We start from the raw sequence: 19,494 nt of genomic DNA, 5'->3' as shown, positions 1-19,494 counted from the left end.
CACAGGGATGTCGATTAAGCCGGGTAAATCCTCTGGCCTCACAGCCGGCACCCTGAACGCTTGGAACAAGCAGGCTGATGGTTCCGAACAAGCGCAATCGGGAACCGTTTACAATTGCCCTGCGAGATAGCTGTTCATCAGAAGGACGTTCAGGGACGGGGCCACATCACCATGTGGTCCCCCGGGCGGAGCCCATGGATGCTTGATCCCGAGCCAGCCCGTCTCGCGGGCCTCCTTCGGGGTCATGCCGAATTCGCGCCGGAATGTCCGACTGTATGTCGATGCGTCCATGAACCCCCATTCTTCGGCGATGGCCGAAATCGACCGCCTGTCCGTGCTGTCGACAAGGATGTTCCTGGTGCGCAGCAGGCGTTGGCGCCGGATATAACTGGAGATTCCTCCGGTCGGCTCGAAAATCCGGTAGAGCCGCGACCGAGAGACGTTCAGGTCATGGCACAGTTTTTCTGGCGATAGATCGCGCTCGGTGAGCCGAGCGGCGATGAGCTTGTTCGCACGCGCCATGATCACCGCATTGATCGGCCCCTCCGCCTCGAAAACGTGATTACGGGACGGGGTGATGCAAGCGGCGAGCAGGTTGATCGTCGCGACGGCGATGTATTCGGCATCGCGTTCCGTCCGATCGGGAAGTGAGCGATAGAGGAGCTGGATGTAGTCGGCGATGAAGGCCGCCATTTCCGGGCGTATGGCGAGATCGACCGGTTGCGAGAACGCAAAATCCCGTGGAAGGAACAGAACGAGGGCGCCATCGTCCTCAGCCTCTTCTTCATGCGGTACCGCAAGGCATTGCCAGCACAATTTTCCAACCTGCTCCGGCCCGCCACCCGCAGGAAGCGTGCGTGGGACAGAAAGAATCCAGTGATCGAAAACCGGGTTCTTCCTGCCGCTCCAGCGCCGGTGATAGCCAGTACCGGGAAACTCCAGCGACACCAGAGCAAGATTGCCCAGTTGCCAAGCCCTTTGGCGGGCGGCGAAAGCCTTGAACCTCTCCCGCAGGAGCGTGATATCCACCAGACTGGCGTTCCAGTTTCTGTACAGATCGAACTGTTCTGCAGGCGGCGCCCCGGACGTGTCTATGTCGATGACACACTTCAAGGCGGCCTCTCCGTTGCCTTCCGCTGCTGTTTGAGCCTTGTGCTGCATGAAACCTCCCTATCGTTGGGCGTTAGCGAGAGAACGCGGGAACTGTCGATCAGGTGGTGGTCCAGCGAGTTGCATGCTTCGCCGGTTTCATCGACCGGAGCCGGGCTGAGCGGACGTCGCTTCCTGGTCCCGGGCATTCTTGAACTCAGGGCCAGATCACCCGTTTTCCAGACTTTCCGGCCAGCCATCCCGATGGACGTCTTCTTCCGTAGACTGGATTTCTGCGACGCCAGCGTGCCATGTTCGATAGAAATAAATTGCTCGACGGACGGAGACGAGGACGTAGCAATGTCGAGTGCATTCTCGCGTCCGATCTTGGCTAGAGCGTCAGCCTTTCCCGGGGACGGCAGTGACCGGAGGTCGCGAAAATCGGTATTGCCGTCTCGGCATAAAATGAACCCGAGCCAAAATTAAGCGATTGAGCGTTGTGTCGTCAGGCTCGGGCGATGAGGCGATTCTAGTTCCGCCATGGAATTTGAACATATGCAGCGAATCCCAATTGTGGGTAAATTGTCCAATTATTTCCCATGGCGACCCATGCTCTCAAGAGCTGGCGCCTATCGATAAGCCCAATGAGTTGTTGATCAGGAGGCTGTTGAGGGTATTCGGGCAGCCGACAGGTTGATCGATTTCCAGCCAGGTGGAGTGCTGCACTCCTTGCCACCCGAGGGCGCGGGCTTCCTTTGGGGACAGTCCGAATTCCCGTTTGAACATTCGGCTGAAGGTCGACGGGTCGGTGAAACCCATGCTCTCGGCAATGTTCGAGACCGAACGCCCATCTGTACTCTCCGCGAGCACGCGTCGCGTTTCAAGCAGGCGCTTGCGGCGGATATAATTGGAGATGCCGCCGGCCGGCTCGAAAATCCGGTAGAGGCGTGACCGGGAAACGCCAACGCTTCGGCAAAGATGGTCCGGGGTCAATTCAGGGTCTGCAAGTCTGCAATTGATCGCGCGAATGGCGCGCGTGGTGATCACGGCGTCGATCGGAGCCTGTGCCTCCTCCAGCTTTTCATGAGAAGGGGCAAGCGTTGCGGCGACCATCTGCGTGGTCGCTTCAACGACGCCGGAAACATTGCTTTGCGTGAGATGGGCGAGATTGCTGTGAAGCAGGGTCAGATAATCCGCAAGGAATTCGCCAGCATTGTCCGAGATTTCGGGATGGAGAGGGGCGACAACTGCGCTGTGAGGGAGGAAAAGCGCGATGATTCCGCCCTCGGTTTCGCAGACGTCGGGTGCTGCCAGGTTCTTCATGCGAAGCTTTCGCCGGGGCTTGCCGTTGGTCGACGCAGTTTCAGCTGCCGGTTTCACGGTCACGAGCCAATGATCGACGGCCGGCTTTCTCTTGTGCTCCCAACGAAGGAGGTGATGGGGAGAGGCGTCGATCGCGGCAAATGCACAGTCCCCGAGCGGCCAGATCTTTTCCTGCGCCTCGAAAGTGATGGTATCGCCGCATCGAAGCCCGACATCGACGATGTCAGAATGCCAACTGCGGAAGAACTCGAAGCGCTGATGCGAAGAGGCACAGCCCGTGTCGCATTCGATCGCACATTTTAGAGGCTCATCAAGGAAAAGATCGCTTGGCTTCTGCCCATATTTTACCAGTGCGTCCATGATAGCTCCCTAAATCAAGTGTAAGCACGCATGAAGTTCGCTGAAATCGGCACATATGCAGTGCGATCGAAGAAATCTTATTCTCCCAAAGGTTGCAACTCTGATCTTATATTGAAAATAAACCCTGAGCAAACATCGTTAACGATGTGTTACCTCGGTGAACCGCGGATGCGGCACGAGACAGTAGAATAGTAACATGTGAGGGAGGAGATGGGCAGGGAATCCCAATTCCGGGTCCACCGTACCTGTTTCGTGGCTCTTCAGGTGCAAGCCTTGGCGGCGCATCGACTATTTTGCGGCCATGGTCCATGACAAGCCGTTCCTCGTCTGGAGGCTGTGCCCATGATCAGAATCTTTGCGAGCCGATCCCTCGCACGAGTGAGCATGGCGCTCGTCGTGGGTCTCGTCGCTGCGCATTCAGCGCGGGCCACGACCCTCAACGCCCGCGGAAATGAGCCGGGCTGGCAGTTGGAGATGTCCGAGACGGGAATAATAGTCCGTACTCAGGACGGGGAGACCCTTTCCGTCGAGCCTGTTCCCGCGGCGCATGCAACGGATGCCCGGCAAACCTATTCCGCCGTTGTCGGGGACAGGCTTTCACCATGATTATTGCCGAGAAGACCTGTTCCGACACGATGACGGGAATGCCCTATCCGAAAACGGTGACACTGGTCGTGGGCGAACGCACCCTTGCGGGATGCGGGGGCGTCCTGGTGAGCCTGCGGAATAGACCCGGGGAGGACAAGGTTCGGGCATCTTCTATTCGAAAACCGCTGCAAGCTGTCTGGATGCAGAGGTGAACGAAAGACCATGCTGGAATGCGCCGGTGCCGAGAAAATTCAACACTTCGATGACTACGATCGGATTGTACATCATGAAGGTGTGCGTCGCGTGGACCACGAGATGGTCGGTTGCGCCCTCGATTTTCGTGGATTCGACGGTAACCTTACCGTCGTTCGGCCCCGGTAGAACCGAGTTGTAGATGGGATTGACCGAGATATCGCCCGCAATGATGCCGACGGGATAGTCGGGTTTGGGCAGAAGGTTGGGGGCTGCATCCGCTCCCGTCCCAAGCTCAAGCCCGGCCGGGCCGTTGATCCATGCGAATGGCGGCAGATTGCCGAACAGGTCGACGATTTCCGAGCCGTGGTTCGGAGGTCCCAGCATCACCACGCGGCCCAGCTTCGGCCGGGGGTGTTTGGCGAGCCAGTGGCGCACGAGAATCCCGCCTAGCGAGTGCGTCACGAAGTGGACATGGCGCGCCCCGCATTGTGCCACCGCTGCTCCCATATGGTCGGCGAGTTCGGATATCTTCGCCGTTGTCGATGGATATTCGGTATTCACGACATGATAGCCGCGCCGCGCGAGGGCCTTCTCCAGCAGCCAGAATGAGCCCGCGCCACGGGCAAGGCCATGCACGAGGACGACACATTCATGGTCGCCGTGATGCGGATCGACCGCCGCTGCGGGTTCGGCGAACAGGACGATCGAAACCGCTGGCAACACGCACGCCGCCACCTTCATGCGGCGGAAAATGCTCTCGCGGGGAGCGCCGACGCTCTTCGGCTGTGGGTTCCTCAAGCAAATGCCTCGCGATCTCAGAGGATGTTCTTGTGCACACGGCCGTCCTTCATGATCACCGTGAAATTCTTTTGCGGGTTTTCGAGCAGGGCAATGTCGTCGACCGGATTGCCGTCGATGACGACAAGATCGGCCAGGGCGCCTTCCTCGATGACCCCGATCTTGCCGGGATAGGGATTGCGCAGGTTGGAAAGCCCGAGCAGCTCCGCGTTGCCGGAGGTCGCCATTTGCAGCACTTCGGCGTTGCGATACCAGTTGCTCAGATGGGTCAGCATGATGTTCTGCCGGGGGCCGAGTTCCGGTGAAAAGAGCACGTCCGAGCCCCAGGCGGTCTTGATGCCGTGCTTGCGCGCAAACTGATAAGCCCTCGGCGTTCCGGCGAAGAGCTGCTGTATGCGTTCAAGACCCGGCCCGCTTTGGGATGATGCATCCTCCATCGTCAGGAAGGGTTGCATGCTGAGCCACGCTCCCTTTGCGGCGATCATGATGGCTGTTTCCTCGTCCATGAGGTGAGCGTGCTCGATGCAGGTCACGCCGGCCTTGAGGGCGCGTTGCACGGCGCGAGGCGTATAGGCATGGATCGCTATATAGGTGTTCCAATCCTCCACGACGCTCACGGCCGCGCGCAGATCCTCCTCGCTGAATGTCGTCATGTCCAGCGGGCTGCGCGGCGACGATACGCCACCGCTGCCGACAAGCTTGACCTGCGAGGCGCCCTGCAGGAGCTGCTCCCTGATCCGGAGCTTGAGATCGTCGATCCCATCGACGATTGCGGAGCCGCCCAGGAGTTCGCCCCCGCTCAGCTTGCCGCCATCCCTCGGGATTTCGTGCGGAAGACGCAGGTCTCCGTGCCCGCCGGACGTGGTGATCATGGCCCCGGACGGATAGATTCGCGGTCCGGGGATCATGCCGGCGTCGATGGCCTGCTTGAACGAAAAGACAGGCCCGCCAAGATCCCGCACGGTCGTGAAACCGCGCAGTAGCGTGCGGTCGGCTTCGGCAGTCGAAGCGGCAAAGATGATGCCGGGGTCTCCACCGAGGAGGAGATTCAACGGAACCGCGGCAAAGATGGCGTGCCAGTGCGCATCGATCAACCCGGGAATGATGACGCCGTTCCGGCAGTCGAGAACGGTTGCGTCTTCCGGCGGCGGCGTGTTGGTACGGTCAATCCCGGCGATCTGGTTGTTGACCACAAGAACTTGAACATTGTCGATGACCGTACCGGCCTTGCTGTCGAAGAGGCGCGCCTTGCGCAGTAGGGTCTTGATCGGCTTGGCTTCCGCCTGGGCAAAGCCTTGCGCGGGAAAGCCGGTGGCGACGGCGGCCGCAGCCAGGCCGGACAGAAAGCCACGCCGCGACAAGGCCTCCAGCCGGCGAGAGGCCTTCTGCAGGTCCGGGCTGAAGCAGCCGCAGCGGGCGTCGTGGGCAAGGTGACGATACTTTTCTCCAACACGCAACATGGGCTTTCCTTTCGCTTTCTGGAAAATCGTGATGGGTGCCTATTCGACCACCACATCTCCGCCGACGGCGCTCGCGCTGTCGAATATGATGAAGATGATCGGCGTTCCGGGCTCGGCCGTTGCGTCTGTCCGTCTGGCGCCGACCTTGCCACTGCGTGCCGCCGTGTATTCCGTCAGCACCTCGCCGAATGTGTTTCTCTGGATCGCGACCTTCTGGCCGGCCTCCTGGGCATTTGCGGATAGCACCGTCGGTGGCAGTGATTTTCTTACGGCGAGTCGCTCAACCGCCGGTGCATGGCGACGGCGCGGCGCGGCCGACGCCCCACGACAGTTGTCCCTGCACGATGGTCAGCGTCCACCGGCCGTTCGAATAGGTCGTTCCTTCTGTCCCCATGGCCGGCAGATCAACCGCGGGCGCGCCGTTGACGGATACCGAAGCGTGCTCGCCGAACAGACGCACTGCCAGATTCGTGCCGTCCTGGCATGTGTAGTCGCCGACGGGGTAAGGGTTTCCTGCACCAATCGACGTGCCGGACTCGGCATGTCCGGAGCTTGCAAGCAACAGGGTGCCAATTGCCGCGAGCGATAGATTTCTCAACATCATGGAACTCCAAATTGGGGCGTTGGGAAGAGAAGACAGGGTCCGGTGCGCCGCCGGTCGCTGAAATCATAGCGGCCGGCGGGTTCTTGTCTGTAGGCGCAACTACTCCTGATAGATGTCCTCGCCGTCCGGGACCGGCTTCTCGAACAGAATGAACGCCAGGTTGTCTCCGGGTTCGGACATCACATCGGTGCGCAGGCCCGACATCTCGCCGGTCACGCTGCTCGCATACTCAGCGACTACTTCACCGAAGCTGTTGCGCTGGATGGCGAACTTCTGGCCGGCTTCGACCTTGTCGTTGAGCTTGACCAGATGTTCGACGAACCCTCCCTGGGTTGCGGCAACCGGGACTGCGCCACGACCGACAAAGACGCGCACATCCTTGCCGGTCCGCCCCATTGGGCCGGCGACGATCCCGTGATGCTTGAGCACGTTCATTGTACCCTCTACGAACTGCGCAATCATCGAGAGGTCCAGGACGCGCGCGGCACCGACCTCCGGGCAGATCGCCGGGACGCCTGCGGCGAGAAGCGCATTGTGCAGGGTTGTCGGAAAGGCATGTTGCGGCATGTCGAGAATCTGGCCGACCGGATAGAGATCGGCCATCGCCTTGACCTCTGGCACATTCATATCGGCAATATTGAATGCGCTGACCTCGAAGCCGGTCGTCCCGGTATGGAAGTCGATCGCGGCGTCCGCGTTCGGCCGCAGCAGCCGGTTGAACACCAGCGCGGCATGCCGGTCGGGCGCGGTGCCGTTCTCGTTCCCCGGCCAGACCCTGTTCATATCGATCAGGTCGATGCTCCTGCTCGAGTTGGGCCATTTGCGCTGGATGGCCAACATGGCGGGGCGCGCTATGTCCGTGACCGCCATCACCGTCCCCGACATCTGTGCTGGATCGAGCTGGTTCATAACGGTCATGACCGTATGCACCGAACTCATCTCGTCGCCGTGTACGCCGCTGGTCAGAACGACGCGTTTTCCTGGTTTTGCGCCTCTGGCGACGATTACGGACACGTACCAGTACTCTCCGGTACGCATCTGCACGCCCTGAAAGTACAGATGGTGCCTCCGACCGGGCTCTAGGTCGTTGACGTCGAGTGCGCTGACGACTTTCTTTCCCTGGATTGTTTCTCCGGTATAAACCGTTCCCTTTCCAGTCGTGGCGTCGGTGGAGGACAAGGCTTGCGCAGCCGCTGGGATGGCATTGGCGGCAAGCACCGTTGCCGCCCCGACCGTAGCAACGGATGCCTTGATCAGATTGCGGCGCTTGATGCCATTTTGGAGTTTATCGACCATGCTCGGAGCCTTTCTTAATTGTACGGGATGATATTTGGGCATGGGCCGTCGTCGCCATGAGCCCGGTCGCTCCCACCGTGGCAACCGACGCGATCATGAAGCTGCGGCGGTCCAGTCCCTCATCGCCATGAGTCGTCATCGCTTCATTCCTGCACTATGTCTTTCGACCGGTCCCATCGGCCGGCATTGAGAAAATCCCTCGCGTCGCGCTATCGATCTAGAACGACCAGATCAGCGGCACGACAAGGACGGAAACCACGAAGAGCGTCGTAATGAAGATGACAGCCGGATCGCCAAAGCTCGCAAGTGCCTGGTTGAGGCTGAGAACCCCCAACGTCCACAATGAAGGCATACGAGCATCGCGACGACAGCGGCCTGCACCTTGTTCCAGACAAAGAGAACGATCGAAACGGCGGTGATCGTCACTATGAGGGCTACCGGGTTCAATCCTGGTGTTCCTTTGAGAGGTTGGCCCCGCGGACCGGGCGTCATGGCCCGCCGGGCACCGGTAGGCCACCCCATCCGGAGATTAGCCGGGAGACAGGATAAGTCATGAGCCGGGAATCCCGAAGCTACGCACTCCGTCCCGGAGTCGTGAGCGACAATTCAGTTTATGAGAGAAAGCCTTGACCGGGTGGGAGGACTTGAAGCAGGTGGGTAATACCAAGGACCGATGATAGAAACCCATAGGACCGGCTCGATCGGGTTTTCCGGCCAGGAGAGGCCCGCGGAGCGATGCTTGCGCATCGGCCAAGGGCCTCGACGAAGCCGGAAAGCCGGAGAAGCCGGCCGAAGGTATCCAGCGAGAAGCCGGCATAGGGTCCGATCGGCACTGCCCGTGACCTGCGGAGGTGAGACGATGTGCTGGCGAAGCCTGTTCGCGCTCGCTGTTTTCCATGTCTGTTCGGTGGCCTGCGCCGCGCCGCAGACGGGGCTGTTTCATGTGGTGCCCGTCACCGAGAACACCGATCGGATCACGCTCCTTGCCGCAACTTTTGTTGTGACTGCCTCGATCCTGCTCGTCGATATCGCCGGCAGCCGTTAGACGTGAATTCCCTTCCCGCTTCGAACGAAGCAATCAAGGCCAAAACGGGACGGCCTGCGCAATTTTGGGATTCACCGCTCATCCTTATCGCCGCCCCACTTGTTAGCGTCCCGAACAACTGGGGCAAGCCGCACCTCGGCCTGCATGCGCCCGATTGTGCCTGCTAAACGGCAGGCGAGGATTGGAGTGTGCAGGGCATCCCGCAAGGCTGGTGTTTCAATGAAGAGGAGATTCACATGAGCGATCTGGTTTTCATCGGGTTCCCGACGGAAGAAAAGGCAGAGGAGGTGCGCCAGAAGGTGCTGTCGCTGCAACGGGAGTATCTGATCGAGCTCGGCGATGCCGTTGTCGTCGTCAAGAATGACAAGGGGCAGATCAAGCTGAACCAGCTCGTCAACCTCACGACGCGCGGCGCGGCGTCGGGCGCCCTTTGGGGCACGTTGATCGGCGCCATCTTCCTGATGCCGCTTGTGGGGACCGCTCTCGGCGCTGCCTCCGGCGCGCTTGGCGGGAAACTCAGCGACGTCGGTATCAAGGACGATTTCATGAAGGACGCCGCCAGCGTGCTTCAGCCTGGAACGGCCGGCCTTTTCCTGCTGGTGCGCAAGATGACGACTGACAAGGTTCTTGCAGACCTCAAGGGCGTCGGCGGCGAACTCCTGCAGACGTCGTTCGATGAGACCAAGGAAGCCGCCCTGCGCGAAGCGCTGTCAGCCGCCCAGGCCGAGATCGTCGCGGCTCCAGCAGCAGCTTCGTGACTGGAGCCAATAGAGCCGTGCACTGACAGGAGGCCGGACATGCCGGTCTCCCGTCTCGGCACGACTTGCAAAGGCAGGCCGGTTGTGAGTTCATCGGGCCTTGGGATTGTCAGGGGAGGATGAGTTGTGACCGCTATTCAAAGCACCGGTCTCATCATCTTTGCGACGATCGCACTGTTTGCGTGGAACAAGCTGCCGGTGATCGCCGTCGCTTGCGCGGCGGCACTCGCTCTTTGGGCTGCCGGCCTTGTCACCCTCGAGCAGGCTTTCGCCGGGTTCGGTGATCGTGCGGTCCTGTTTATCGCCAGTCTCTTCGTCGTGAGTGCCGCGCTCGAAAGGACGGGTGTGACGGCATGGGCCGGGAAAATCCTGATGGCAGGGGCGGGCGAGAACAACCCGGCCCGGCTTCTCCTTATTCTTATGATTGCCGTTGGCGGCCTGACCTCCCTCGTCAGCGGAAGCGGCGCCGTCGCGGCGTTGATGCCCGTCGCGGTGATAGCGGCGGCGCGGATGGGCCAATCGCTGGCCCAATTGCTCATGCCGTTGGCATTCTCCGCCCATGCCGGTGCCAATCTGCTTTTACGGGCGCCCCGAAGAATTTCCTCGTCTCGGAGGCGTTGGAGGAGGCGGGCCTCGAAGGTTTCGCATTCGCCGAATTCGCCCTGATGGGCGTGCCCTTGCTTGTGGGGACGGTGCTCATCGTCCTCCTCCTCGGCAAGCGCCTGTTGCCCCGCGAGAGTAGCGCGAGGCTGCCCGCCGATTTCAGCCAGCATGCCGAGATCCTCGTCGAGCACTATGGCTTGAGGGACGGCCTGTTTCGGCTCCGTATCAGGAAGAGTTCCCCGCTCGTCGGGTTACCGTCGGACAAGGTGGAACTTGGAGCTTCCGGCGAGGTGCAGGTCATGGCCGTCCAGGCCTCCGCGTCCGGCCTTCCTGTTCGGGGTCGGGCATTGACATCCGAAGACTACCTGCTCGTCCGTGCCACCGCCGACGCGGTTGCGGATGTGGCGGCACGGCTCCATCTGGCCATTCGCGAGGATGCGCCGACAGAAGGCGGAAATCCCGCGTTCAATCGCCGGTCCGGGCTCGCCGAAGTCATGATTCCTCCGCGATCCGGCTTGATCGGGCGCCCGATGTATCCCGGCCTGGCAACGGAAAGTGGCGACTTGATCGTTCTGGCGGTGCAGCGAGGCGGCGCGGAGATCGACTACAGCAAACCCGAGTTGAAGGCGGGCGACACCATCCTCCTCGAAGGGAGCTGGGAAGCCCTCGACCGGCGGCTGGACGATCCCGATGTACTGGTCGTCGATTCGCCCGATCTCGTCCGCCGGCAGGCCGTCCCCATGGGCCCGGGTGCCGGGATCGCGGTCGCCACGCTCCTTGGGCTTGTGATCATGCTGGCGACAAACATCGTACCACCCGCGGTCGCAGGACTTCTTTCCGCTTGCGTCCTCGTCGCGGCCGGAGTCATCACGCTCGAACAATCCTATCGTGCCGTCCACTGGACGACGGTGATCATGGTCGGGGCGCTGATGCCCATCTCGACGGCGATGATAGAATCCGGCACGGCGGAATTCGTGGCCGATGAGCTTGCGTCCGCGATCGGTTCCGCAGGACCGACGGCGCTCCTTGCGGGGCTCTTCCTCCTCACGGCGTCCCTGGGGCAGATCATGAGCAACACCGCGACGACAATGCTGGTCATTCCAATCGCGATGGCTGCGGCGACGGCTATGCACATCGCGCCGCAACCTGTCCTGATGAGTCTTTGCGTCGCCGGTTCGGCGTCGTTCATGACGCCGATTGCCACGACGACGAATATGATGGTGATGGGGCCGGGCGGATACCGCTTCGGCGACTATTGGAAACTCGGTACGCCTTTGATGGCATTGTATTTCGTCGTAGCCGTTTTCATTGTCCCGTTGATCTGGCCGCCCTAAGAAGAGGCCGGCCGGACTTGGGAAATGCCGCCCGGCGTTTGTACAGACCCCTGGTGCACGATTAAAGACGCGGGGCATGGTTTTGGGACATGCGACTAATTATTCGTCCAACGATATTTGCGAAGATGCCTCGTCGCAATGCTGCGATCCCGCAAGGGGAAGAGTTCATTTCGGAGAGAGAAGAATGCGAAAAGTCGCTTTTGCAGCGCTCTGCGCGATGCTTGCCGCAGGCTGCACCTCGAACGAACAACGGGTGGCGGGAACGACTGTCGCCGCCGCTGCCTAGGGGAACACTGTCTTCATGAATAACCGAGCGCTGGTTGCCCTCCTTTTCATTATCGCGGCCATTGCGCTCGTCTCTGCCTTGCAGATAGCGGCGGCCGTCTTCGCTCCTATTGCCGGCGCGCTTTTCATCATTGCTCTCGTTTGGCCGCTTCAGAGGAACCTGCAACGTTTCCTGCCCAAGCTGCTGGCCCTTGCGCTGGTGGTGGGAATCATCATCTGTGCCTTCGTCGTCCTGACGTCGCTCGCCGCTTGGGGGTTTGGGCGCATCGGCCGCTCCGTCGTTGCCGAGGGCGCACGGTTCCAGGCGCTTTACAGCCAGCTTGCCATCTGGCTTGAAGGTCATGGCATTGTCATCGCCGGTGCGTGGGCCGAGCATTTCAATGTCGGTTGGTTGCTGCGGATGCTGCAGGGCGTGACGGCCCGGCTGAACACCACGATCTCATTCTGGGTCGTCGTGGTCGTCTATGTACTGCTCGGCCTGCTCGATACGGAAACCATTGCGAGGAACATCCGCGCGGCTCTTGCCAATCACACCGCGAATGCCTTGATCGATGGCGGTGCGCTCACGGCTTTCAAGCTACGGCGCTACATGCTTGTAAGGACCGTCATGAGCCTTGCGACAGGCGGGCTGGTCTGGGCTCTTTCCATGGTCTTCGGGCTTCGGTTTGCCGCAGAGTGGGGAGTCATTGCCTTTACCCTCAACTACATCCCGTTCATGGGACCGTTCGTGGCGACGCTTCTGCCGAGCGCCTATGCCCTGGCGCAGTTCGGGTCGCCGGAGGCGGCCGTTCTCATCTTTGCCGGCCTCAACGTCATCCAGTTTGTTATCGGCAGTTACATCGAGCCGAGAGTGGCGGGCTATGCACTCGCAATGTCGCCGTTCCTGGTGCTCTTCTCGGTTTTCTTCTGGTCGTTCGTCTGGGGCCTGTTCGGCGCATTCATCGGCGTTCCGATCACGATCATGATCCTGACCTTTTGCGCGCAATTCCCGTCGACGCGATGGATAGCGGAGATTTTCGGAGCACCCATCGCACGGGAAAACGAGCAGCCGATATAGCCGGCTTGCGACCACTCCGGAATGTTTCGCTTATCGGCTGCGTTCCGCCAGGTAATGCGAGAGCTTCTCGATGTCCTGAGGGCTCCAGCCCGGAGGATCGGTCACGGCCAGCCACGCCTTCAGATAATGTTCCGGTGCAAAGACGTGGCCGAACCCCATGGGCGTTCCGTTGGCCACCGCCATATCAACGGCAAGCTGCAGCATGGTCACGATGGGAAACCACTGCAGATGAGGAGATACGTCCGGACCGCGCGGTGCGTTCATCCAGTCGGGCCGACGGTAGAGGTCGCGGTAGTCGAAGAAGGTGATCGCATCGCTGGCATATTGGAGATAGACGATCCGCATTGGCCCCCACGGGGTTTCCGCAGGCACCGTCGAGCCGTTCTGGTTCATGAAACGGAATATCGAGCCGTCACGAAATTCAGGTAGCCACGCCGGCGATCCGGCATTGCGCGCTGCCGTTACCTGCTGCCAGATCCTGCTCGCGAAAGGCGGGCCGCTCCAGACCGCGCCCTGGATCGGATTGCCGAGAATTTCGAAGATGTCGGTAGAACGCTCCGAGTTCAGGGCTCCGAGGCTCAACCCATGCAGATAGAGTTTTGGCCGGCGGTCGCGCGGCAGGGTCGTCCAGTAGCCGTAGACCTGCGCGAAGAGAGCCTGAGCCGCCTCCATGCCGTAGTCGGGCTCGACCAGCAGGGAAAGCGGGCTCGAAAGATAGGAGTACTGCAGCGCCACGCTGGCAATATCCCCGCGGTGGAGATATTCGACGGTATCGATCCCCGCGGGATCGACCCAGCCCGTACCCGTCGGCGTGATCACCACGAGGACCGAGCGCTCGAAGCCGCCGACGCGCTTTAGTTCCTCAAAGGCCAGCTTTGCCCGTTCCGCGGCGTTGTCGCCGGCATGAAGGCTTGCATAGACCCGGATGGGCTGCAGGGCCGGCTGGCCCGTGAAGCCCGCAATGTCTTGCGCGCTCGGGCCGGTGGATACAAACCGCCGGCCAGTCCTGCCAAGTTCCTCCCAGGCCATGAGCGATGCCGTGCTTCCTGTCTGAAGCGGTGATGTGGGCCGATCCTGATCCGGCTCGAAGAGCGCGTCGAAGGCCGCGAAGGATGAATCGAGGACATGCAGCGTGTACCGAACCAGAAGGCCGTTTGCGATGGACCAGAACAGGATGACCCCAAGCGAAAAGCCGATCACACGCGAAACCCGTGGCGGGACGACACGATCGGCGCCTTTCGAAATCAACTGAACGACGATCATGAACAGGCGGGCCAGCAACACGAGCGCCACGAAGGTCAGGATGGCGATTGCGCTGATCTCGATGGGATGGGCGCTGCTGACGGGCTCCATGTCCATGAGCGTGCGGATGGAGTTCTGCCAGGCCGCCGTGTTCCGGAGAAAAGCGACCGCCAGGATCAGGCAGAGTCCCAGGACGCCGATCTTGAGCCATCTCTCCATCCGACCGCGCGGGTGGGGCAGTTGCATATAGCGCCAGAGCCAGCGCCAGCCGACGCCGATGGCGTAGCCGACGGCGAAACATCCGCCGGAAAGGGCACCCTGCAGGAGAAAGGATCGGGGAATGAGCGTCGGCGTCAAGGACGCGGCAAAAAATATCGTGCCGAGCACCACGCCGCCTGCCGACAGGGATCGCAGGAACCGCAGGGCGCCGCCAACCAGGATCTGTTTCGTCACAAAGGTCAGCATGGTCGCATCGATGTTCCTTCGATTGCCGCTCTCACCGCGGATCAGACTCCCCGATCCGCGTTAAGCCAGCCGATGCCGTGCACGATCAGGTCGACCCCGAGGAATGTGCCGATCACCCAGCCGCTGGTTGCCGGATATCCCACCAGGATAAGGAAGCCGGTTATCACGCCCAGCATACCGGAAAAAAACATCGCCCGCTTGCCGCTCCGCAGATAATTCACGCCTACGAAGACCCGGGCAATGCCCGAGAGCAGCAGGATGACGCCAAGCGCCCATGTCAGGAACTGCGAGCCAAAGCCGGGCAGGCTGAGAAGCGCCAGGCCAAAGGCGATGTAGAGCAGGCCAAGCGGGATTTGCCAAAGGGACCTTCGCCATCCGCCCGCCATAACAGAAAGCCCGATCTCCACGAGGCCCGCGCAGATGGCTACGATAGCGAGAACGACCGCGCTGACGACGGTTGCGAGCGCGACATCGGCGAGGACGAAGACACCGGCAAGGACCAAGGCGATACCGATGGCCGAATTGGTCCACCGCGAAGATCTGGGATGGCCGACACTCGATTGGCTGGTCATCATTCGCTTCCTCTGCTGGCTGTTCGCAATAACCTATCGGCGAAGCCGGCGGACATCGACGACACGGCCGGTACTGGCACTGAGGGCGATTTCAAAATGGCGGTTTCCGCGCCTTCCGTGATAAATAAAAATCCTGCCCCTGCAGTCGATGCGACGGACGTTGCGGAAACCACGGTTCTGAATGAGCTGCTGACCCTGTCTGCAACTGATCGCGCGCCCGGAGTTGAGGCTGGTGCCGACGTGAATGTTCACCGATACGGCATTAGCCGGTGCTGGCATCGACACGGGAGATGCAAGGACGAGTGCGAGAGCAAATGCCGGCCACATGTTTTTGCGCATCTTCTTCCTCCATCGATCAGTCGCTTTACGACGTTAGGTTCGGTGCCATGCACCTTGTCAAGAAGCTGCCGGAAAGGGTGCATGCATTAGGGACGTGGTGCCTATTTCATGGACGATTTAAACAAGGCGCCGTTGCAGGACGAAATCCCCCAGGCCTATGAAAAGGCGCAGGCGCTCGGCGCCGGTGTGATGCTGAACGCTTGCTTCGGTCCTGATCTATCGGCAATGCCGCGAACCGGGTTGGCCTCCCCGATATCGGCCTTCTGGCTGAGCGAGCCCGGTATGGGGTTCCGTTATGACACCGATTGACATGCCGCTGGCGACCTGCTCACATTGCGGGACCTGCCTACGGTATCGCCCATGGTGCAGCGCTACATCCTGTTCCGAGAGGCTGTCACTTGCCCTACCGCTCCACAGAAATCCTGCCGCCCGGCGGCGCCGGCCGCACACCTGTCGGTGTCGTGGTGCTGGCGCATGACCAGCGCCATGTGCGCCGCAAACTCCTGCATATGCAGCACGATGACGTCGTGATGCTCGATCTCAGGGAGCCGGTGCTGCTTGCCCATGGCGACGTGCTTCTGACGGAGACGGGCGAAACCATCGAGGTCATCGCGGCGGAAGAGCTGCTCTACGAAGTGGTCCCGAAAGATATCCTGCATCTCGTTGAACTTGCCTGGCATCTCGGTAACCGCCACCTGCCGGCGCAGATCGAGGCGGAGCGTGTCCTCATCCTGCGTGACCATGTCATCCGCGACATGCTGGCCGGACTTGGCGCGTCTGTTCGTGAGATATCCGAGCCCTTCCATCCACTGCGCGGCGCCTATCACGGCAACGGGGGGCATCGTCACGGCCATGGCTGACGATCTGGAAGGGCATCGGAGCCTTTGGCACGGGACCTCGCAGGCGCAGATTTTCAATGACGAAGTGCGGCACTCGCCGTCGCACGCCATAATTTCCGGAGGTTGGAATGACATCGAAAAGCGGTCCCCTGCGCGTTGGCATCGGCGGCCCTGTCGGCTCGGGCAAGACGGCGCTCACCGAAAAGCTCTGCAAGGCGATGCGCGAGCAGTATTCCGTCGCCGTCGTTACCAACGACATCTATACGAAGGAGGATGCCGAGGCGCTGGTGCGCATGCAGGCATTGCCCTCGGAGCGCATCATCGGCGTGGAAACCGGCGGCTGCCCGCACACGGCGATCCGCGAGGATGCGTCGATCAACCTCCAGGCCATTGCCGATCTCAACCGGCGTTTTCCGGATCTCGACGTCGTGTTCATCGAATCGGGTGGTGACAATCTCGCCGCGACCTTTTCACCGGACCTTGCGGACCTGACAATTTATGTGATCTCCGTCTGCCAAGGCGAGGAAATCCCGCGCAAGGGCGGGCCGGCGATCACCCGCTCCGACCTTCTCGTCATTAACAAGAAGGACCTGGCGCCCCATGTTGGCGCCGATCTCGACGTGATGGAGCGGGATGCCTCCCGCATGCGCGCGGAACGCCCCTTCGTCTTTTCCGACATGAAGCGTGGCGACGGCGTCGTCCGCATCGTCGATTTTTTGCGCGTGCAGGGCGGGTTGTGATCAGATCCGTGAACAGTCCCTAAATTCGCAGATGCCTTTCTCCTGACACGGGGCGAGGGGTCTTTATGGGAAAGCCAATTTCAGTTCGGCTGGGCCACCCTGCGCAGTCGTGAAGGACGCTGACGGCACAGCCTATAATTGAAGGCGCGAGGTGTCAGGTCTCGACCATGTCGTCCGGCTGATCCCTCTTGTTGGGTTCACAAGCCGGTCTGTCGAGGACATGGGCGCGTTGGCGTAGGAGTAGGTCAGCGTCGCAACCCAGTGGGTTGTCCGCACCTCCTCGCCGCGCGCCCAACGGGGATGCTCACATCCCCAGATAGGACTCGCGCACTCGCTCGCTTTGCGCCAAAATGCTTGCATGATCCTCGGCAGCGACGAGTCCATCCTCCAAAATGTAGGCACGGTCCGCAATCGCAAGTGCGGTTTCCGCGTTCTGCTCCACCATCAAAATGTCGACACCTGACCGGGAAATTTCCGTGACCAACTCGGCAATTCTTTCAACAATCGCGGGAGCGAGGCCGATTGTTGGTTCGTCAAGGAGGAGCACGCGGGGAGCGCTCATAAGTGCCCCCGCAACCAATCTTTCCAAAAAGCCCCACCGTGGGGCTTTTTGCGTTTCTCCGCCTCCGAAACAAAAGGCTGCGACAAATCAAAGCTCCTCGGCAAAAGCATCAAGGTGCTTTTTGCGTTTCCGCGCCGTCAAACGCGTCACTCGCGGCCCGCGCCATGAGATCGTGTTGGGCTGCGGCGACCCGCCCGTTCCAGAAGATCAAGCACCCCATCGATGAGAGACTGCGCATAACCAACAACCCTAAGGCGTTTTCCGCCATCCTCGCCTGGATCGGCGACAAGCCGGTCGAGCGCATCGTCTATGAGCCGACCGGTGCCTACCACAAGGGTTTCGAACGCTCCATGCTCGCCCGGGGTCTGCCACTTTCCAAAGTGAGCCCGCGTCAGGCGCGACGATTTGCCGAGGCAATTGGAAAACTGGCCAAGACAGGCCGTGCCGATGCCGAGATGCTGGCACAGTTTGGTATGCTGCTGAGCCCGCGCCTTTTACGATCGGATGCCGCTTCCTTAGGTAAACTCAAGGAGTTGCATGCGGCGCGTTTGGCGCTGGTGAAGGACAGGACAGCGGCGAAAAACCGAGGCAAGAACATCGACCAGCCGCTCCTCAAACGGCAGAACGCCGCCCGCCTGAAGCAGATTGAAGCTCAACTCGCCCAGGTCGAGCAGGCCATTGCCGGCCACATTGCCATGGACGAGAGCCTCAAGACGCGCTTCGACATCCTTGTCTCCATTCCCGGCCTGTCAAAGATCACGGCCTTTACCCTTCTCATCGAGATGCCCGAACTGGGTGAAAAGGCCGTCGGCAAGCTGTCAGGCCTTGCTCCAAACGACAGGCCCTCCACATGCCCGCGCTCGTCGCTATCCGCTTCAATCCGGATATCCAAGCCAAATACGGCGCGCTTAAGAAAGCCGGAAAGCCACCAGAAGTCGCTATCACCGCTATCATGCGAGGAAAGCGCGTTGTTCCCGCCAACGCACTTTTGCGCCGCAACCGAAAATGGATTCTAAAAGCCGCTTGATCATAACGGATACTTTAGGTCAGTCATTGATTGACCGCCTCATACACCGCGATCGCGAAATGGCATTCCCTATGAAACGAGGGATTCCATTGTCACATTGCCTTGCTGGTCGGCGATCCAGGCCGAGGTCTGGCCTTTCTCCAAGACAGCATGGAGCGAAATCCTGCCGCCGCTGAAGAGCGGTCGGGTCGAGCGAAACGCAAAGGTTTCAGGCAAGCCGCCGTTGCGGTGTTCGCTGGCAAGACCGAGAAGAAGCGTCGCCTGCAACGGCCCGTGCACGACCAGGCCCGGATAACCCTCCTCGCCGGTGACATAGGGCTGATCGTAATGAATACGATGGCCATTGAATGTAATGGCCGAGTAACGGAAGAGCAGCAACGGGCTTGCCTCGACATGCCGCGTCTGATCGCCAACTTTGAGGGGAGGGGCCTGCTCGGGTGCGCGCGGCGTGCCTTCAAGCTCCCGGTAGACAATATCCTGCCTCTCATCGAGCGCCGGGCCACGGGGCGTTACATAGCGATGCCGCACCGTGACGAAAATCAGGCGACCGCTGCGGCCGGTTTTCAGCTCGACGTTTTCGATGGTCGAGACGCGCGAGACGTCGTCGCCAATGCGGAAATCTCCGAGAAACGTCAATTCTCCACCGGCCCACATGCGCCGCGGAAACGGCACCGGCGGCAGGAAATTGCCGCGCGCAGGATGTCCATCTGCCCCGATGCCGCGCATCGGCACGATATCGGGGGCAAGGCACCAGTGAATGCCGATCGGGGCTGGTGCGCCCGGTGTCGCAACCCGGTCGATGTCGAGAACGGCATCGAGGCTCGCGGCAAGGCGTGGCGTTATGACGTCGCTGACGCTGCGCTCGCGACCGATCCAGCTTCTGAGGTAATCGATATCGACGTCGGTCATTGAA

Annotated in this window: 19 protein-coding genes and 3 pseudogenes; 8 read left to right on the top strand and 14 right to left on the bottom strand. The window is 60.8% G+C overall.

Going from position 1 to position 19,494, the window contains the following annotated elements; translation table 11 throughout:
• Positions 1-108: 108 nt before the first annotated feature.
• The 8 genes from ACST81_RS01585 to ACST81_RS01550 form a co-directional block, all read right to left on the bottom strand.
• A complete protein-coding gene (locus tag ACST81_RS01585) occupies positions 109-1,161 on the bottom strand; it encodes a helix-turn-helix domain-containing protein (protein WP_438751057.1) in 1,053 nt (350 codons plus the stop codon).
• 543 nt (positions 1,162-1,704) lie between these two features.
• Complete coding sequence (locus ACST81_RS01580) at positions 1,705-2,772, bottom strand: helix-turn-helix domain-containing protein (protein ID WP_438751056.1); 1,068 nt, start codon at positions 2,770-2,772, stop codon at positions 1,705-1,707.
• A 759-nt stretch (positions 2,773-3,531) separates the two neighbouring features.
• A complete protein-coding gene (locus ACST81_RS01575) occupies positions 3,532-4,296 on the bottom strand; it encodes an esterase/lipase family protein (RefSeq protein ID WP_438751055.1) in 765 nt (254 codons plus the stop codon).
• 74 nt (positions 4,297-4,370) lie between these two features.
• On the bottom strand, positions 4,371-5,813 hold the full coding sequence (locus ACST81_RS01570) for an amidohydrolase family protein (RefSeq protein WP_438751054.1): 1,443 nt from the start codon (positions 5,811-5,813) through the stop codon (positions 4,371-4,373).
• A gap of 39 nt (positions 5,814-5,852) precedes the next feature.
• Complete coding sequence (locus ACST81_RS01565; RefSeq protein WP_438751053.1) at positions 5,853-6,059, bottom strand: hypothetical protein; 207 nt, start codon at positions 6,057-6,059, stop codon at positions 5,853-5,855.
• Positions 6,060-6,093: 34 nt separating this feature from the next.
• The gene (locus ACST81_RS01560; RefSeq protein ID WP_438751052.1) at positions 6,094-6,417 is read right to left on the bottom strand and encodes a hypothetical protein; all 324 of its coding nucleotides are present in this window, start codon (positions 6,415-6,417) and stop codon (positions 6,094-6,096) included.
• Positions 6,418-6,516: 99 nt separating this feature from the next.
• Positions 6,517-7,713, bottom strand: a complete 1,197-nt coding sequence (locus tag ACST81_RS01555; protein ID WP_438751051.1) for a succinylglutamate desuccinylase/aspartoacylase family protein — start codon at positions 7,711-7,713, stop codon at positions 6,517-6,519.
• A gap of 217 nt (positions 7,714-7,930) precedes the next feature.
• Complete coding sequence (locus ACST81_RS01550) at positions 7,931-8,065, bottom strand: hypothetical protein (protein ID WP_438751050.1); 135 nt, start codon at positions 8,063-8,065, stop codon at positions 7,931-7,933.
• A gap of 507 nt (positions 8,066-8,572) precedes the next feature.
• On the opposite strand from ACST81_RS01550, the gene ACST81_RS01545 reads away from it, so the two are divergent.
• From ACST81_RS01545 to ACST81_RS01530, 4 genes and pseudogenes are all read left to right on the top strand, one after another.
• Positions 8,573-8,758, top strand: coding sequence for a hypothetical protein (locus ACST81_RS01545; protein ID WP_438751049.1), 186 nt, complete (start codon positions 8,573-8,575; stop codon positions 8,756-8,758).
• Between the two features lie 236 nt (positions 8,759-8,994).
• Entirely contained in the window at positions 8,995-9,516 is a 522-nt protein-coding gene (locus ACST81_RS01540; RefSeq protein WP_438751048.1) for a DUF1269 domain-containing protein, read from the top strand.
• Positions 9,517-9,642: 126 nt separating this feature from the next.
• Positions 9,643-11,453 (top strand): annotated as a pseudogene (locus ACST81_RS01535) (SLC13 family permease).
• 301 nt (positions 11,454-11,754) lie between these two features.
• The gene (locus ACST81_RS01530; protein WP_438751046.1) at positions 11,755-12,795 is read left to right on the top strand and encodes an AI-2E family transporter; all 1,041 of its coding nucleotides are present in this window, start codon (positions 11,755-11,757) and stop codon (positions 12,793-12,795) included.
• A 30-nt stretch (positions 12,796-12,825) separates the two neighbouring features.
• Here ACST81_RS01530 and ACST81_RS01525 read toward each other — a convergent pair whose 3' ends face one another.
• From ACST81_RS01525 to ACST81_RS01515, 3 genes are read right to left on the bottom strand one after another with little or no spacing between them, the layout of a single operon-like run.
• Positions 12,826-14,502 (bottom strand): alpha/beta hydrolase, encoded by a 1,677-nt coding sequence (locus ACST81_RS01525; protein WP_438751045.1) that lies wholly within the window; start codon positions 14,500-14,502, stop codon positions 12,826-12,828.
• Positions 14,503-14,543: 41 nt separating this feature from the next.
• Positions 14,544-15,077 carry an HdeD family acid-resistance protein gene (locus ACST81_RS01520; RefSeq protein WP_438751044.1) on the bottom strand — a complete coding sequence of 178 codons (534 nt, stop codon included), beginning with the start codon at positions 15,075-15,077 and terminating at the stop codon, positions 14,544-14,546.
• A gap of 30 nt (positions 15,078-15,107) precedes the next feature.
• Positions 15,108-15,413: a hypothetical protein gene (locus ACST81_RS01515; protein ID WP_438751043.1), complete on the bottom strand. Its 306-nt coding sequence runs from the start codon at positions 15,411-15,413 to the stop codon at positions 15,108-15,110.
• Between the two features lie 108 nt (positions 15,414-15,521).
• On the opposite strand from ACST81_RS01515, the gene ACST81_RS01510 reads away from it, so the two are divergent.
• The 3 genes from ACST81_RS01510 to ureG all read left to right on the top strand — a co-directional run bounded on the left by ACST81_RS01510 (position 15,522) and on the right by ureG (position 16,992).
• Complete coding sequence (locus ACST81_RS01510) at positions 15,522-15,722, top strand: hypothetical protein (protein ID WP_438751042.1); 201 nt, start codon at positions 15,522-15,524, stop codon at positions 15,720-15,722.
• Between the two features lie 89 nt (positions 15,723-15,811).
• Complete coding sequence (ureE, locus tag ACST81_RS01505) at positions 15,812-16,273, top strand: urease accessory protein UreE (RefSeq protein WP_438751041.1); 462 nt, start codon at positions 15,812-15,814, stop codon at positions 16,271-16,273.
• A 107-nt stretch (positions 16,274-16,380) separates the two neighbouring features.
• The gene (gene ureG, locus ACST81_RS01500) at positions 16,381-16,992 is read left to right on the top strand and encodes an urease accessory protein UreG (RefSeq protein ID WP_438751040.1); all 612 of its coding nucleotides are present in this window, start codon (positions 16,381-16,383) and stop codon (positions 16,990-16,992) included.
• 132 nt (positions 16,993-17,124) lie between these two features.
• On the opposite strand, the pseudogene ACST81_RS01495 reads toward ureG, so the two are convergent.
• Together ACST81_RS01495 and ACST81_RS01490 are read right to left on the bottom strand one after the other, a co-directional pair.
• Positions 17,125-17,280 (bottom strand): annotated as a pseudogene (locus ACST81_RS01495) (VirB8/TrbF family protein); the annotation flags it as partial.
• Between the two features lie 16 nt (positions 17,281-17,296).
• Entirely contained in the window at positions 17,297-17,554 is a 258-nt protein-coding gene (locus ACST81_RS01490) for a hypothetical protein (protein ID WP_438753800.1), read from the bottom strand.
• Between the two features lie 164 nt (positions 17,555-17,718).
• Between ACST81_RS01490 and ACST81_RS01485 the strand changes: the two are divergent.
• Positions 17,719-18,581, top strand: a pseudogene (locus ACST81_RS01485) (IS110 family transposase).
• A gap of 69 nt (positions 18,582-18,650) precedes the next feature.
• On the opposite strand, the gene ACST81_RS01480 reads toward ACST81_RS01485, so the two are convergent.
• On the bottom strand, positions 18,651-19,490 hold the full coding sequence (locus ACST81_RS01480; protein WP_438751039.1) for an FAS1-like dehydratase domain-containing protein: 840 nt from the start codon (positions 19,488-19,490) through the stop codon (positions 18,651-18,653).
• Between the last annotated feature and the right edge of the window lie 4 nt (positions 19,491-19,494).

This window comes from Pararhizobium sp. O133, from assembly GCF_051669845.1.
Lineage (GTDB): Bacteria > Pseudomonadota > Alphaproteobacteria > Rhizobiales > Rhizobiaceae > Pararhizobium.
Note: the sequence above shows the minus strand (reverse complement) of the source record. Positions and strands in the feature narration are given on the sequence as shown.

Coding starts and splice junctions, on each gene's coding strand:
- ACST81_RS01585 (WP_438751057.1), bottom strand. CDS start 1,161: ATGCAGCACAAGGCTCAAACAGCAGCGGAAGGCAACGGAGAGGCCGCC.
- ACST81_RS01580 (WP_438751056.1), bottom strand. CDS start 2,772: ATGGACGCACTGGTAAAATATGGGCAGAAGCCAAGCGATCTTTTCCTT.
- ACST81_RS01575 (WP_438751055.1), bottom strand. CDS start 4,296: ATGAAGGTGGCGGCGTGCGTGTTGCCAGCGGTTTCGATCGTCCTGTTC.
- ACST81_RS01570 (WP_438751054.1), bottom strand. CDS start 5,813: ATGTTGCGTGTTGGAGAAAAGTATCGTCACCTTGCCCACGACGCCCGC.
- ACST81_RS01560 (WP_438751052.1), bottom strand. CDS start 6,417: ATGATGTTGAGAAATCTATCGCTCGCGGCAATTGGCACCCTGTTGCTT.
- ACST81_RS01555 (WP_438751051.1), bottom strand. CDS start 7,713: ATGGTCGATAAACTCCAAAATGGCATCAAGCGCCGCAATCTGATCAAG.
- ACST81_RS01550 (WP_438751050.1), bottom strand. CDS start 8,065: ATGCCTTCATTGTGGACGTTGGGGGTTCTCAGCCTCAACCAGGCACTT.
- ACST81_RS01545 (WP_438751049.1), top strand. CDS start 8,573: ATGTGCTGGCGAAGCCTGTTCGCGCTCGCTGTTTTCCATGTCTGTTCG.
- ACST81_RS01540 (WP_438751048.1), top strand. CDS start 8,995: ATGAGCGATCTGGTTTTCATCGGGTTCCCGACGGAAGAAAAGGCAGAG.
- ACST81_RS01530 (WP_438751046.1), top strand. CDS start 11,755: ATGAATAACCGAGCGCTGGTTGCCCTCCTTTTCATTATCGCGGCCATT.
- ACST81_RS01525 (WP_438751045.1), bottom strand. CDS start 14,502: ATGCTGACCTTTGTGACGAAACAGATCCTGGTTGGCGGCGCCCTGCGG.
- ACST81_RS01520 (WP_438751044.1), bottom strand. CDS start 15,077: ATGATGACCAGCCAATCGAGTGTCGGCCATCCCAGATCTTCGCGGTGG.
- ACST81_RS01515 (WP_438751043.1), bottom strand. CDS start 15,413: ATGCGCAAAAACATGTGGCCGGCATTTGCTCTCGCACTCGTCCTTGCA.
- ACST81_RS01510 (WP_438751042.1), top strand. CDS start 15,522: ATGGACGATTTAAACAAGGCGCCGTTGCAGGACGAAATCCCCCAGGCC.
- ureG (WP_438751040.1), top strand. CDS start 16,381: ATGACATCGAAAAGCGGTCCCCTGCGCGTTGGCATCGGCGGCCCTGTC.
- ACST81_RS01490 (WP_438753800.1), bottom strand. CDS start 17,554: ATGAGCGCTCCCCGCGTGCTCCTCCTTGACGAACCAACAATCGGCCTC.
- ACST81_RS01480 (WP_438751039.1), bottom strand. CDS start 19,490: ATGACCGACGTCGATATCGATTACCTCAGAAGCTGGATCGGTCGCGAG.